General features: G+C 40.2%; 12 protein-coding genes and 1 tRNA gene. 6 read left to right on the top strand and 7 right to left on the bottom strand.

Annotated elements, in window-relative coordinates:
- Positions 1–77: 77 nt before the first annotated feature.
- Positions 78–1400 (bottom strand): anaerobic C4-dicarboxylate transporter, encoded by a 1323-nt coding sequence (locus AB4128_RS15765; RefSeq protein WP_055022685.1) that lies wholly within the window; start codon positions 1398–1400, stop codon positions 78–80.
- Positions 1401–1931: 531 nt separating this feature from the next.
- Here AB4128_RS15765 and AB4128_RS15760 point away from each other — a divergent pair.
- Together AB4128_RS15760 and AB4128_RS15755 are read left to right on the top strand one after the other, a co-directional pair.
- Positions 1932–2495, top strand: a complete 564-nt coding sequence (locus AB4128_RS15760; RefSeq protein ID WP_055022686.1) for an outer membrane beta-barrel protein — start codon at positions 1932–1934, stop codon at positions 2493–2495.
- Between the two features lie 516 nt (positions 2496–3011).
- Positions 3012–3242: a hypothetical protein gene (locus AB4128_RS15755; protein ID WP_192022080.1), complete on the top strand. Its 231-nt coding sequence runs from the start codon at positions 3012–3014 to the stop codon at positions 3240–3242.
- 116 nt (positions 3243–3358) lie between these two features.
- Here AB4128_RS15755 and AB4128_RS15750 read toward each other — a convergent pair.
- Positions 3359–3443, bottom strand: a tRNA-Leu gene (locus AB4128_RS15750).
- 340 nt (positions 3444–3783) lie between these two features.
- Here AB4128_RS15750 and AB4128_RS15745 point away from each other — a divergent pair.
- The gene (locus AB4128_RS15745; RefSeq protein ID WP_065109785.1) at positions 3784–3915 is read left to right on the top strand and encodes a DUF3149 domain-containing protein; all 132 of its coding nucleotides are present in this window, start codon (positions 3784–3786) and stop codon (positions 3913–3915) included.
- Between the two features lie 129 nt (positions 3916–4044).
- Here AB4128_RS15745 and AB4128_RS15740 read toward each other — a convergent pair whose 3' ends face one another.
- Positions 4045–4656 (bottom strand): superinfection exclusion B family protein, encoded by a 612-nt coding sequence (locus AB4128_RS15740; RefSeq protein ID WP_080914885.1) that lies wholly within the window; start codon positions 4654–4656, stop codon positions 4045–4047.
- Between the two features lie 300 nt (positions 4657–4956).
- A complete protein-coding gene (gene tcdA, locus AB4128_RS15735) occupies positions 4957–5751 on the bottom strand; it encodes a tRNA cyclic N6-threonylcarbamoyladenosine(37) synthase TcdA (protein WP_372038236.1) in 795 nt (264 codons plus the stop codon).
- A 428-nt stretch (positions 5752–6179) separates the two neighbouring features.
- On the opposite strand from tcdA, the gene AB4128_RS15730 reads away from it, so the two are divergent.
- Together AB4128_RS15730 and AB4128_RS15725 are read left to right on the top strand one after the other, a co-directional pair.
- Positions 6180–7238, top strand: a complete 1059-nt coding sequence (locus tag AB4128_RS15730) for a porin (RefSeq protein ID WP_055022756.1) — start codon at positions 6180–6182, stop codon at positions 7236–7238.
- A gap of 485 nt (positions 7239–7723) precedes the next feature.
- On the top strand, positions 7724–8755 hold the full coding sequence (locus AB4128_RS15725) for a porin (RefSeq protein ID WP_055022689.1): 1032 nt from the start codon (positions 7724–7726) through the stop codon (positions 8753–8755).
- Positions 8756–8844: 89 nt separating this feature from the next.
- On the opposite strand, the gene AB4128_RS15720 is transcribed toward AB4128_RS15725, so the two are convergent.
- Both AB4128_RS15720 and AB4128_RS15715 read right to left on the bottom strand, forming a co-directional pair.
- Entirely contained in the window at positions 8845–9501 is a 657-nt protein-coding gene (locus AB4128_RS15720; protein ID WP_055022690.1) for a thiopurine S-methyltransferase, read from the bottom strand.
- A gap of 136 nt (positions 9502–9637) precedes the next feature.
- A complete protein-coding gene (locus tag AB4128_RS15715; protein WP_055022691.1) occupies positions 9638–9988 on the bottom strand; it encodes a hypothetical protein in 351 nt (116 codons plus the stop codon).
- A 304-nt stretch (positions 9989–10292) separates the two neighbouring features.
- Between AB4128_RS15715 and AB4128_RS15710 the strand changes: the two genes are divergently transcribed.
- A complete protein-coding gene (locus tag AB4128_RS15710; protein WP_372038233.1) occupies positions 10293–12125 on the top strand; it encodes a protein kinase domain-containing protein in 1833 nt (610 codons plus the stop codon).
- Between the two features lie 61 nt (positions 12126–12186).
- Here the strand turns inward: AB4128_RS15710 and AB4128_RS15705 are convergent, their stop codons facing one another.
- On the bottom strand, positions 12187–14565 hold the full coding sequence (locus AB4128_RS15705; protein WP_372038232.1) for a zinc-dependent metalloprotease: 2379 nt from the start codon (positions 14563–14565) through the stop codon (positions 12187–12189).
- Positions 14566–14604 lie beyond the last annotated feature (39 nt).

The following is a 14604-nucleotide window of genomic DNA, read 5'->3' as shown; positions in this document are numbered from 1 at the left end:
TATCTCAGGACGGGACAAACACTTAACGTAAAAAGCCCAGCATATGCTGGGCTTTTTTATGTCGATTGACTTATCAGTTAATGATTAATAACCAATGTCGAGATAAAGTAGCCCAATACGGTTGCTGTGGTGACACCGATAAATCCTGGCACTAAAAAGCTATGATTTAACACATACTTACCAATATTTGTCGTACCTGAGCGGTCAAAGCTAATTGCCGCTAAATCACTTGGGTAGAATGGAAAAAAGAAGTAAGCATAACAAGCAGGTATAACACCAATTAACACAGGTGCGGGTATACCTAATGCAAATCCCAACGGGAACATAATCGTTAATACTGCCGCTTGGCTTTTAAGAAAAATAGATGCCATAAACATGGCTATCGCAAATGACCAAGGGTAGGCGCTCACTAAGTCACTTAATGAACTCACTAAGTAGCTTTTATGATGTCCAATAATAGTGTCACTCAACCATGCAATACCAAAAATAATCACCACAGCCGTCATACCGGCAGTAAAGACATTACTATTAACAATCTTTTGTGGCGAAACCTTTGTTGCCAGTAATATAACCGCACCAACAGACAACATCATGAACTGTATCGCTACAGACATTTTTACGCCTTCTGGTAGCAATTCTTTACTGAACATAGCTAACACAATAACAGATAAAATCCCGGCCAAAAATAATGCTAAACCTCTTTTGGCAATGCTATCGGTATGTGCCTGATCGTCAGTTTCAACCTCAGGATCAATCAGATTCTGACGAAACTCGTCATCTTTAAGGCGTTCTTGAAATGCCTCATCTTTATCTAAATCTTTCCCGCGATGTAAACTCCAAGCGCAACCTGCAAGCACACCAACTAACGTAGCCGGAATCGTTACCGACAACACATTAATTAAACTGATATCAAGATTGTTATCCATCGCAGTGGCCATGACCACTGCCGCCGCAGCAGCAATAGGGCTTGCAGTAATCCCCATTTGAGATGCCACTGTTGCCATAGCTAATGGACGCTCAGGACGAATACCTTTTTTATAAGCAACATCATAAATAACTGGCAATAGTGGGTAAACTGAATGACCGGTTCCCACTAAAACAGTTAACGAATAAGTACATAACGGGCCTAAAAAAGTAATTTGGCTAGGATGTTTTCTAAGTAATTTTTCAGCATATTTAACTAATAACTTAAGGCCACCCGTAGCCTCAAGGGTAGCTGAAGCAGCCACTACAGCGAGAATAATCAGCATAACACTGACCGGCGGCGATCCTGGGGCAATACCGAACACAAATGCCAAAACCGAAACACCTAAACCGCCAAGCAAACCAAACGCAACACCACCGTGACGGATACCAACGAATATCACCGCTAGCAGCAACAGCATATGAATATAGAACATTAGCTAAATCTCCTTAGCAAACATTAATTTATGTATGACTTCCTGCGTCATAACAGATTGATTTCAGAGTCAACAGCAGAGTTAATGTAGGGAGCTCGCTGTATCCATGATGCTAAAATCGTTTTTAAGGCTATAGACTGGTTATGTTTTTTGACAGCCTTACACCTTGTTTATACATCAATAATCCAGCACTCAATATCAGTTAAAAACGATACAGTGACCTTGCTCATGTAAAAAACAAAGTTAATTGTAAAACTGTGATCATCTAATCTTTAATCAACTCGAATATACAAAAAAGGCATTCGCCAACAATAAGATGAACCAATTAATTTCGTCGAAATAACATCAAATTAGCCATATTAAAAATAACTAATTATAAATATTGAAAACCAAGCCAAGTTTAATTCTTATACAAATAATAATTAGCCGAAAATAAACCTTAATGTTTTCATTCAGTTTTTATTCAGCATCTCGAGATTATAGTGAATCCATCAAAACGAACTGACTTACATTTTTTACTTGGAGTGGATTATGAAAACAAAGCAACTTATTTTAGCAGGTGTGATCACCTCAATGATGTCTGTACCAGCAATGGCATCTGATTGGTTTATTGGTGGCGCAGCTGGCTACCAAAAAAATACCTATAAATTAGATTCTTCAGTAGATGGAACTAAAGAAAAAGAAAAAGATATGGCTTATCAACTTCGTGTTGGTACCTATATCAATGACAACAGCCGTGTATATGGTACTTATGGCTACAACTCTGAAGATATAGGCAAGCAGCAAAACTTCTTACTGTCTTACGATTACCTTGTTCCACTCGGTGCTAGTAATAAAATGAATTGGTTTGTTGGCGCCACTGCTGGTATGACACACACGAGTATTAAAGATGCTGATTTAAGCTCTGGCAATAACTTCGTTTGGGGTGGTCAAACTGGCTTTATGTACAATATCAATGACAACTGGTCTACAGAAATTGGTTATCAATACCTAAAGCAAGATTATGAAAAAGATGTGGGTAATGGTGCGAATACTGGTACCTTCTCATTAAATGATACCCAGCAGGTCTATTTAGCTATTGATTATAAGTTCTAGTTAAATAACTAACATACTAATAATAAAGGACACTTAATGTGTCCTTTATTATTTGCATAAGACTCAATTAGTTAACCAATTAACATATAAAACCATCAATACCTAAAATGATATTCATCAGAAAATTATATCTAGCCAGACATAAAAGTACTTTAATTATTCACAATAGCTTTAGTCTCTACAGTAATAATCAATAATGGTGCTTTATTCAGCAGTTAATAACCGTTACTTGGTTAATAACAATTCAATTAACAAACTATTTTTATGTGGCCAGCAAAAGTATTTAAGCCTCTAGCACTTAATGCACTAGCCAAATCCTCTACTTAAACAGTTTCATTGGTACGATTGCTTATTGATAAACCTTGCTAAGCTTTCATAAAAATGTCATCCCTTACCTTTACTATTCGCTCATTATTAACTTTGAGCATATTCAATAGCTTAATAAAAAAGTAATACTATAGAGTCGTTAAAAAACAGGTCAACTCTTACTTAGACCATGATAAATATGAGATTTTTATGAAGCATTATTTTTCAAGCATAATTCAATACACCTGCATGACCGCTGTTCTGTTGTATGGACTAGGCTGGATTAAAGGCGAAAGTCTTGCTGATGAACTCTCTATCGATGACGGCGGCTACGCGCTACTGCAAGATTCGTTAACACGTCAAATACCCTTTTATGAACTCGGTATTGTCGCTGGATTCGAAAAACGTCAAATAAGAAATAATACGTATAAAAGCAACTAGTTAAGCAATATTTTCGATAGGTGTTATTAGAACTTAAAGCGTTAGATTGGCATATTTCAACAAAAAGCAGGCACAAAAAAACCGACATTAAGTCGGTTTATTCCTCAAAGAGGAGATGGTACCGGTGGGCGGACTTGAACCGCCACGCTCGAAAGCAACGGATTTTGAATCCGTCGTGTATACCAATTTCACCACACCGGCATCATATTGATGTTTCAAAAGAGCTAGGCTCAATCGAGAATCAGAATTATACCTAGGCCAATGGCAATGGCAAGCCCTTTCAGCACCTTAATCGAAGTTTTCATTTCAATAGCTCAAATCTCATTCAAAGCAAGTATTCAGTTACGTTAAACACTGCTTTAAACGTCTCAGCTTGCTTGGATTAGCCAGCATTTGTGTGATGAAGCATATAATTGACTCCTTTCTAATACATTACATTAGCGATTAAGCAACAACCGAAAGGTTAATTGATCGAGATCATAATTGTTAACAGATGTATGCGATATGTTACTTATGACTTCACGATAAAGAGGATTATGAAATGGCATTCTGGTTAGATTTGATGTTTGGTAATGCAATAGGTTTGCTATCTATGATTGTTATCTTCTGCACCATGGGAATTATGTCGTACATGATGTGGATGTTTATTGTGAAGTCGGCTCCAAAAAAATAGGTAATACTTATTTAGATTTAAGTCAGTTTTTGTGTTTCTTAGCAAATTATTAGGGGGCGTTTAGCCCCCATTTTTGTGTCAAAAATTCATATTGAAAAATACAGCAGTGACTTAAGTCGACATAGTCAATTAAGCGGCATGTTTTCTTGGCTGCACTAATCCATTAATAAACTGCGGCCTTGCTTTGATTAGATGAGTTAACTCTTCTTTACTTGGTTCGCCGGCGGGTAAACGCAGCACTTCCCGATTGAGGTATACGCGCGCCTTCATTGAAATCTTATATTCAGCTGTAGGCCCTTGAATAGCGTAATGTCTTTCATTACCGACAAGCTCAAGAATACTTGTTGCAACGAGTCCTTTAACGGCTAACTCGTTTTGCGGTAGTGCCAAAATAGTGGCTCCTTGAAGAAAGAACTCTCGTAATAAGGCACGTTCAGCCGGATCCAATAGCTTCACTTTCGCTTCAATGGTTTCTATGGCACGTTTTTCACGTAAGTAACTAATCGACTCATCAACAACAAATGTGAATAACTGACTCAAAAAGAAAGCGGCACCAACAATTAAACCTAAACCAATAAAGTGCCCATAGTTAGACACAAAACCGTCAAGGGACAAAGTTTGTAACACATGGTTCGGTGCAAATAATAATACTGCACACGCTACCACCCACCAAAGCATCACGCTTACCAATACACGCTTAATATTGGCTAACTTTAAGGTATCTAATTTAAATTTCATCATGTTACGTCCAAAGTGTCAGATTTTTGAATCTATCACTTCAAAAGCAATTTTGGTGCCAAGAGATTATCCGTAAGCAAAAAATAAATGTTTAATAGGACTTAAGATGCACAGGGGCGTGGTTGATGATGTGGGCATGTGAAATAGAACTATTTCTCCCGCTAATAATTACGCTTCTCTTACGCTATGTGAAGATGGCAAATCGTTTATTGTTATACAGAAAAGTCTTAATATAGATGGCGTAACCTTATTGGATTACGCCAAAAAATGTTGCGACACTGAAATGGGGGGTGATAACTTTAGTTACTTTTCTGCAAGTCTTGCTAACACTCTGCTCGCGGCAATAAAACCAAATGTACCTGTGACCATAGTGACCGCGCCAAAGCCTGAAGCACAATCCATTCTCATGCTACCGTCAGATGCAGCCTTGGTACTACATACACTGCCATCATTTTGCGGATAAACTAGATGTTGAGTTGAAAATACCGCGTCAACAGCAAACCGTCTTTGCGTATTGTTAGTGAAATTATATTCACGTCTTAAAATCCCCCTCACTTTTGCGAGTAAAGGATCTTGAATGGTTTTAGCTAAGTCAGTTAACTGAATTTGGGTTGGATCAGTTTGACCACCCGCTCCACCCACGGTCACTATTTTCAGTTTATTACGCTTACACCAGGCAATTAAAGCCGCTTTCTGCTTTACTGCGTCAATACAATCAACCACATAATCAATGGCAAGAGGCTCTTGCTTAGTGCCCAAGTATTCAGCCAAGTTATCTGTTGTTATAAAATCTTCGACTTCATTAACAACGCATTCTGGATTAATTTCACGTAAACGCTTTGCCATCACCTCAACCTTTGACTCGCCAATGGTTGACGCTAATGCATGAGATTGACGATTAGTATTAGTCACGCAAATGTCATCTAAATCAACTAATGTGATTTGCCCGATCCCACTACGAGCTAACGATTCAGCAACCCAAGTGCCTACACCGCCAATCCCAATAATGACCACATGTGCCTTGGCAAAGTTTTCAAGTGCATGTTGACCATATAAACGGCCAATTCCACCAAAACGATTTAAATATGATTCTGACAACATGTGATGCTCTTGCTACTGACTTATTCGGGGGCGGTATTTTATACGAATTCGCTGAGGAGCGAAATAAAACTCTGCCATTGCAATAAATACAGCAGATTGAGATAGACACATTTCTCGACACACCTGTTGCAAATATTAACTAACCACATCATTTTGTGATAAGTGCAGTTAACGGTTGCAGCCTGCTTGTTAAAAAGCAATATAAGCCTTGTAAACCAATATGATACAAATCAAATAAAAAACATCATTAGTGATAACTGTCACACTTTTCAGTGAAGCTTTTATGTCAATATCGGGCGCAAATAAAGGATCCAGAATAATAGTGTCTTTAACGTATCCGTTATGAGTCACTATTTCTATCAATGTTGAGCACACCTGATGAGTGCCCAACAAAATCAAGCCCTTACCAAAGGAAGATTAAGATGATGAAAAAAAACCTGATCACTGCAGCTATTTTATCTTGTACTGCTATGACTTCATTTACTGCTTTAGCTGATGGTCCAAATTTCTACGGTCGTGCTGATCTTGCACTTACGAACTCTGACTTGGGTGTCGCAACTCAAAACCAAAAAGACGGTACAGTCATTGAAAACAATTTCTCTTGGTTAGGTGTGAAAGGCACAGAGAAAATCAACGATGACTTCGAAATTCTTTACCAAATGGAATTCGGCGTAAGCAACTTTGATAATTCAGGTAACACATTCGCTGCTCGTAACACCTTCATCGGTCTTAAAACCAACGCTGGTACTGCATTAGTTGGTCGTAATGACACTGTATTTAAGCAATCTGAAGGCGGCTTTGACTTATTCGGTAACAGCAACTCAGACATCGACTTATTAGCAGCTGGTCAAACTCGTTCTGGTGACGGCATTAGCTATTACTCACCAAAGTTAGCTGACATGCTAACACTTAACGCGACTTACTTAATGGATGATAACTACGAATCACAAAGTGACTCTATGTACGCATTAAGTGCAACGATTGGTGATAGAGCACTTAAATCTCACAACTTCTATGCAGCTGCCGCTTACCAAGACGGTATTACAGACATCGAAGCATACCGTGGTGTGGTTCAAGCTAAATTTGGCAACTTCATTGTTGGCGGTTTATACCAAAACACTGAAAGCCTAAAAAGCGAATTAGCACACCTTGAAGGTGACAGTTACTTCATCAACGCTGCATACGTGATGGGTAACCTTAAAATTAAAGCAATGTACGGTTACGATGATTCAGGTCTAGGTAAAATTGTAGACCGTCGTACTGGTCAGCTTGAAAATGACGAAGGTGCAAACGTATTAGACGCACGTAAAGATGTATCTGACGTTGAAATTCAACAATTCAGCATCGGTGCTGATTACCGTTTAAGCAACAACACTTTGGTATACGGTCACTACACGAAATACGACGGCGACATGAAGCTAAATGGTGTTGTTGAAGATTTAAGTGATGATATCTTCACTGTTGGTGTCCGTTTAGATTTCTAAATACACTGATAAGCTGTTGAATTAATTAACAGCGAATTGTTAAGCAAATGCTAAAGCGACCTCAATAGGTCGCTTTTTTTTGGGCTCAATATATCAAACGCACTTTTTCCTATGCAAAAATGCATAACGCATATGCAAATATCGCCAAAGAGTTAACAATTAAGCAACACCTTAACTATGCTTAAACCCTATTACAGCGGCACTTACACCATATCGCCAATTATGTGAACCTCCACAAAGGGGTAGTTTGCTAAATCACTGTTAACTAATAGCCAAAAGTCTCGAACTTGTCACATTTTTTCATCAAATCATTACGTTATCCCAAAAAGTTTGACATAGCCCACAACTTAAGCAGCTCAAACCTGCAAAAATTCCGTCAAGTTCATATCACAGTGCTATGTAAACCCATTGCCGCTGTGACTGAAATTCACTAAAACAACCCATAAAATGGGAATAGAACCTTAGGTTCTAAAGGGAGTATGAAGATGAAAAAGACGCTAATTTCAGCATCTGTTGCCTCTGTGATTGCATTAACTTCTTTCGGCGCAGCAGCTGAAGGTCCAAATTTCTACGGTCGCTTAGACCTAGCGGTAACTAACTCAGATCTAGGTGTGACTACCCAAGAAGGCAAAGAAGGCACTGTATTCGAAAACAACTTCTCTCACTTAGGTGTTAAAGGCAGCGAAAAAATCTCTGATGCTTTTGAAGTGCTTTACCAAATGGAATTCCAAGTTGAAAACACTTCATCTAGCTCTGATGTGTTCAAAGCACGTAATACTTACCTAGGTCTAAAAACTAACTTCGGTACTGTATTAGTGGGCCGTAACGACACAGTATTCAAGCAATCTGAAGGCGGCGTTGACGTTTTCGGTAACAGCAATGCTGATATCGATCGTTTAGTAGCAGGTCAAACTCGTTCTGCTGACGGTATCTGGTACTACTCTCCAAAAATCGCTGATTTAATCACGTTAAACGCGACTTACTTAATGGAAGATAATTACACCGATGCTGATGACAACGAGTCTTATGAAGATCAATATGCATTAAGTGCAACGATTGGTGATAAAAAACTTAAAGCGCAAAACTACTATGTAGCAGCTGCTTACAACACAATCGGTGGCATCGATGCATACCGTGGCGTTGCTCAAGTTAAACTAGGTGATTTTAAAGTAGGTGGTTTATACCAAAGCACTGAAAGCCAAACGACTGATCAAGAAGGTGATTCTTACTTCTTAAACGTGGTTTACAACCTAAACGGCGTTAACCTAAAAGCTGAGTACGGTGTTGATGAAGGTGGTTTCGGTCGTTACCTAACTAAGCAAAAAGCAGCAGATGGTGTTGTAACCGATGCTAGCATTACACAAATCACTGTAGGTGCTGACTACCGCATCTCTAAATCGACTCTAGTATATGGCCACTACGCTATGTACGAAGGTGATTACCAACTTGACGGTGGTCCAACCATCGATCTAGAAGATGACAACGTATTTACTGTTGGTATGCGCTACGACTTCTAATTAATGCCTCTTTCGAGAGTCTTTAGTTAATAAAAAAGCGACCTGATGGTCGCTTTTTTTATATCAATTTTTACTGCTAAATTTAGCCATTACTTTTTAGTTAAGATATATGCAGCTTCATTCAACCAAGGAACCTGTTTATTAATAAACCTTGGATTATCACGCAACACATCAGCGCACTCTAATAACTCAACGTCAAAAGATTCAGCTAGGTATGACTCTATCCAAGATGGGCTAACAGCAAATGGGGGGCCATTAAGTGTGTCTTGATCATAATCTAAGGTAATGAGTAAGCCCTTGACGCCTGATGGGATCAGCTCAGCTAATTTCTTGGCATACTGCTGACGCATTGCCTCTGGCCATGCAATCAATGCTGCACGATCATAAAAAGCGCCAATTTTTTGTGTGGTCGTCGCTGATAGCGTAAAGATATCACCTTGTATAAGCGTGATTTGATCTGTGGTGTACTCTTGATGCTCACCTTGCGCTTGTTGTGTAACTGGCAAAGTATTTTCTTTAAAAAAGTCTTCAACTGCAATTTGATTTAGCTCGCAACCTAAAACATTGTGGCCTTTCTCTGCGAGGTAACACATGTCTAACGACTTGCCACACAATGGAACAAATACCTCAGCAGCGGACGGTACAGCCAGTTGCGACCAATATTTAATTAGAAATTCATTTATTTGCGGCTGGTGAAAACCAATTTGCTGTTGCTGCCACTTACTGTGCCAAAAACTTGCTTCCATATCTAAGGTCCATGTCATGTAAATGAGCTTTACTCTAAATACAATGAACATAGGATGCAAATTGATTAGCGACACAACAGATAATCAGTAAAAACGCTTACTCATGTTATTGACTCAACTCGCCAACACAGCATGCTTACTGCCCTTCACCATCTAGAACTTGTTGCACCTTTTTAAGCCATTTACAGTTATCACATTGACAGTTGCGACGTGATAAATGATGTGGACTTAAATTTGAGTCAATAAAATCGACTGCAATCAGTAACTGTTGTTTCAGTTCATCAACGGATTTTTTTTCAATCGCAACAAGTTCATCATTGTGATTCATCCATATGCACTCTTCTCCTTGATGGCAAGTCGTACATTGTTCATCGCTGGCATTGTAAAACACCGCATGAGGACAGTGAGTCACTTCCATTGACTGTAAAATACGCTGGCGTGGAAAAGAAAACAGTGGAATTAAGTCAGCTTTTTTAATGTTAGGCATAAGCGCTCCTTGATTAACCCGAATCCGTTGATTCACTTAAATAGTACCTGTGTATAGCCCAAAACAACTTGATTCACGTCAAAGTTTACAACTCCCAATATTTAAGCTAGGCAGTTTCATTCGTTTTTGCTGAACAACTTGTCATTTACCGCATTTTATTTGAAATCAAACTGGTTTCTGCATTGAACTTGCTCTGCAAAAAACACCTTAAATGCAAGCACAAGACTTGCCTGACAATTCGAAATATGCGTTGATGTAGCAAGCACTCGATGAATAACAATGGGTGTAATAATAGGAGCAGCGTTTGCAAACACCTCAGCTACAGCACTTTTATATTAATGAAGAACAATCGGTTTATTTATTAAAAGCAGAAGATGCTCGAAAGCACCGTGCTTGGATAAGATTGTGTAATCAGCAGTTAAGTAAACTTGGTTATGCTGATATCGAATTTATCGGGAAAGGAGCTTATGGTTTTGTGTTTGCTGGTACAAACGATATTGGTGAATCGCATGTATTTAAGTTCTCCCGAATTACCCTTCCGCGTAGTGTGCAGGATAGACTTGAAGAAGAAGCCTTCATGCTCAGTCAACTCATGCATCCCAATGTGCCTAATGCGATAAAGTTTGAACGAGTCGGTAAGCAAGGCATCATGGTCATGGAGCGTGCTCAAGGAGAAGATTTAGATAAAATATGTCACCGAATGGGGGTGTTACCGGTTGCGATGATTGTCAGCATCGCCCGTCAATTAGCCAACCTCTTGTATTACCTTCGCACCGGAAAATGCTTAGTTCACGGCGACATTAAACCGTCTAATTTAGTGTATGACATTAAAAACGATCATTTATCGCTTATTGATTGGGGCTCTGCTGTCTTTGCTCAGCGTGATGAGAACAATAATTCCGTTGAAAATAACGTGATGTCTTTGATGTCCAACGACCAACAGCACACGAACGCCAGAATGGGCGATGTGTACTTTATTGGAGAGGAGCAGCTAAATGGTGCTCTTTCCAGCCCACGCTTTGATGAACAGGGTGTTGCCGCAACGCTTTATGCGTTGGCATCAGGGCAGATTAGCCGCTTTGGAAGCAAAGTGATTCCTGCCAGTAGCCTTGGTTTACCCATTGAACTTGCCCGCACTTTGGATGGCATGTTGAGTGACGATCTTGAGCGACGCAACCTTGCGGGCGACTACTTTTTAAAAAGTATGCGGCATAACCATCGTATGCATCTACCAAACATTACCACCCACCCGGTACATGAAGACATTCCGTTGTGGGTATTACCTAAACAAAAACAAGTAGAGACGGTAAGTTACAGCTCAAGGAAGTCATTCCTTAAAGAGCATAACACTCAAGATCCCATCGCTAAAATGGACGATGTGCAGCTTGAAAAATATTACCGTAACTTCCTCGCTGGCATGGGCGATACAGAAAAAGGGTTTGTCGCTGCCGTTGGAAAATTAGCTCAATATCCCATTGTTGGCGGGCTGGCTATTCATTGGCGAAAGAGTGGTGTGTATATTGATTCAAACCTTGCGATTTATGATCCTGAAACCAAAGATGTGCTCATTAAAGCAGTCAATAATATGGTGACTTTGGCGAGGGGAATTAAACGAATAGGGGTGTTTAAAGCCTGCTTTTTTAACGCAAAGGATACCTTACACCTTGAACGCCAACATGCATCAGAACCCTATCAAATGGTGAATGATGCCCAGCTAAGCTTCGAAGTGGGAGATGTTCCTGCCTCAGAAGGTCGCTCACGGTTACACTCCTACTTTGAAGACGGTAAAGACCCTGAAGAAAACTTAGAACTGCCAACCGAAATCATGACTGAATTGGGCTGGATCAACCAAATTCATCATACTGGCTGCATTATTTTTGAAGCCTTACCCAATCACTTAAAGATCCATAGCTATTTACGTTTACTAAACCCACGTAAGCAAGCTGCATTTAGGGCGTCTTTAGATCGAATTTTACATCACGCCACTAAGATACAAGGCCATGGCGTATCAGGATTTATGAAACTGCCTTATAAAAATACTCGTCAGTTTTCACATATCGATCGTAAAAGTGACCACTTTTATCCTAAAAACCCTAAACAAGCAGCGTTAAGCCCAGCTCAAAATGAGACGCCATAAAGCACCTTAGCAAAATTAAAAAGCCCAACGATGTTCGTTGGGCTTTTTGGTCGTTCGCATGTTAAATAGGTGAACCTGGCGGCATGTTAAGCGGTGATTCAATAAACCTAAACTCGTTTGAAGCGATGCCTTTAGCCACTCCTTGTAGAAGCCAGTCAAAATGAGCAGCTTGATAATTACTTGCTCGGTTACTACGACGTTTCAACTGTTTTTCAACATATTGCAGCCTTGCAAGCAATTGCGCTTTAACCTCAGGGGCCGTTTTTTCATGGTGATAGCTAGCAAGAATTTCGTCTAACACGACAGTATTAACGCGCATTTGCACCGCTAATAACTGGCCACGCTGCAGATCTTGATATACCGTTTTCGCTAATAATTTATCGACTAGGTTCACCACTGATAATTGCTCTGAGTCAGTCATAAACCCTTGATTAACCCTATTTAAACGCTCTGGAGCCAATAAACGGTTAGCAATTTGTCGACTTAAGACTTCTGCCATACCTATCGGATCAGTCAGCACGCCTAAAGCAGAATCGAAACTTTCACGAGTCTTACGATAGTTACCCGCTTTAGGCACCAAGATATCGGTAATCTCAGAAGGTACAGACAAACTTTGGGCTGAGATAACATTCAATAAAGCATCTAATGCACTGCGTTGTAATTTAGGCGACAAATAATGCCATCGCTCAGCAGAGCCTTGCTGTTGATAACTATAATCACTGCCGCCAATCCATTTAGCAGCGGCATCAATTTGGTATCGAGTCATAAAGTATACTGGCACAAACACGTCACTTAGCTCACCTAAAGGTTGCTCGCTAAGCAGTGCTTGAGCATTAAATTGCTCAATAGCCACTCTACGAACTTGCTCTAAACGAGTAAGCTCATCTGCTGCAGATGCACCATTGTCCCATAAGCTCGCATAGGCATGGCTTGAAGCCGGTGAACGGGAATCAGCTTCTCCAATATAACGTAGACCTTGTGTTCTCGCTTGGCGAACCAACTCTGTTAAATTCGCTTCATTGCCGTAACCGTAGGCAATGGTAAACTTATCCCACTCCCCTATTCCTTCTGAATAAGGCGCTGAGATATCAATTTTGTCGCCATTTAACGTCGCCTTCGGATGAGGGTAATCCATGACAGAGGCATTATCGTTCGTAGAAGCTGCAAAGTTATGGTCAAGCCCGATGGTATGGCCAATCTCATGAGCTGATAACTGGCGAATACGTGCCAATGCTAGGTTCATCGATGCTTGTTTAGCTGCATTTCTATCTTCCCAGCCTGCGGTTAATCCTCTGGCAATTAAATGATCTTGTTTTACTCGCAAACTACCTAAGGTCACATGACCTTTGATAATTTCACCTGTGCGAGGATCTTTAATGGATGCACCATAAGACCAGCCTCTTGTTGCTCTATGCACCCATTGGATCATGTTATAGCGAATATCTTGAGGATCTGCATCCTCTGGTAACATTTCCACTTTGAAGCCATCAATAAATCCAGCAGCAGTGAATGCATCCTCCCACCAACGAGCACCATCCAATAATGCAGTGCGGATAGGTTCTGGTACACCAGGGTCAAGATAATAGGTTATTGGTTTAATCACTTCACTTGGTTCAATACCAGGCGTGACCTTTTCTAAACGATGTCTCAGTAGATATTGTTTACTGACAGGTGAGTCTATTGGGGCTGAGTAATCATAATATTCACCCGAAAGGTAACCACTCATCGGCTCATAAGCTCGAGGCTGATAGCCCGGCTCTGGTAATGCTACAAACGAATAGCGCATCCTAACTGATACAAACTTGCCATCAGGCGTAACTTGTCTCACTTGCTCGCCTGGCTTGCTACTATTAAAAGTCAGTAACACATCAACATCAGCATTTTTTTCGAAGGACTTCACCCCTTCAGGTAAAATGACAGAACGTGAACTATCAAGATTATAGCTACCTTGTTTGGTGTCAGCTAACCGCTGGCCCACACCATGAAGATCGTTTAGCACTAATTGATTAACGGCCACAAGTGGCGTTTTACCTTCGACCACTTTACCCCGCCATAATACAGATTCTGCAAAGGCTTCTTTTACCGCTAATTGCTCAGCAGGGTTATCACTGCTTGCTCTATAAAAAGTATTTAATTGCTTTAATAAAATGTACGGGCCTTGACGCTCAAACTGAACCATACGAGTTTCGCCAAGTTGACCACGGTCTAAGCCAATGTCATTAGAACCCACACCATGTGGCAAGCTTGTGATGAGTAAAAATGGCTGGTTAAGTTTATTGGCCTCTAAATACAATTCACCAGACTGACTTTGATAATAGAAATTAATAAATCCGGTCGCTTTTTCACTTTGCTTAATCACAGTTTGGGCAGGTGTTGCCGCATATGCGATAACGGGGATGGCACTTAATGCCAATGCAAGTGCAATGCTGTGGCGGTTCATTTAACATTCTCCATTGTGTCAGTCAGCCAAATTTAACGG

This window comes from Shewanella sp. 10N.286.52.A9, from assembly GCF_041468985.1.
GTDB lineage: Bacteria > Pseudomonadota > Gammaproteobacteria > Enterobacterales > Shewanellaceae > Shewanella > Shewanella japonica.
This window is presented reverse-complemented; position numbering and strand designations above follow the sequence as displayed.

Excerpts from the sequence above, each read along its gene's own strand:
- AB4128_RS15740 (WP_080914885.1), bottom strand. The coding sequence starts at position 4,656 with ATGATGAAATTTAAATTAGATACCTTAAAGTTAGCCAATATTAAGCGT.
- AB4128_RS15720 (WP_055022690.1), bottom strand. The coding sequence starts at position 9,501 with ATGGAAGCAAGTTTTTGGCACAGTAAGTGGCAGCAACAGCAAATTGGT.
- AB4128_RS15765 (WP_055022685.1), bottom strand. The coding sequence starts at position 1,400 with ATGTTCTATATTCATATGCTGTTGCTGCTAGCGGTGATATTCGTTGGT.
- AB4128_RS15745 (WP_065109785.1), top strand. The coding sequence starts at position 3,784 with ATGGCATTCTGGTTAGATTTGATGTTTGGTAATGCAATAGGTTTGCTA.
- AB4128_RS15755 (WP_192022080.1), top strand. The coding sequence starts at position 3,012 with ATGAAGCATTATTTTTCAAGCATAATTCAATACACCTGCATGACCGCT.
- AB4128_RS15760 (WP_055022686.1), top strand. The coding sequence starts at position 1,932 with ATGAAAACAAAGCAACTTATTTTAGCAGGTGTGATCACCTCAATGATG.
- AB4128_RS15705 (WP_372038232.1), bottom strand. The coding sequence starts at position 14,565 with ATGAACCGCCACAGCATTGCACTTGCATTGGCATTAAGTGCCATCCCC.
- AB4128_RS15715 (WP_055022691.1), bottom strand. The coding sequence starts at position 9,988 with ATGCCTAACATTAAAAAAGCTGACTTAATTCCACTGTTTTCTTTTCCA.
- AB4128_RS15730 (WP_055022756.1), top strand. The coding sequence starts at position 6,180 with ATGAAAAAAAACCTGATCACTGCAGCTATTTTATCTTGTACTGCTATG.
- AB4128_RS15725 (WP_055022689.1), top strand. The coding sequence starts at position 7,724 with ATGAAAAAGACGCTAATTTCAGCATCTGTTGCCTCTGTGATTGCATTA.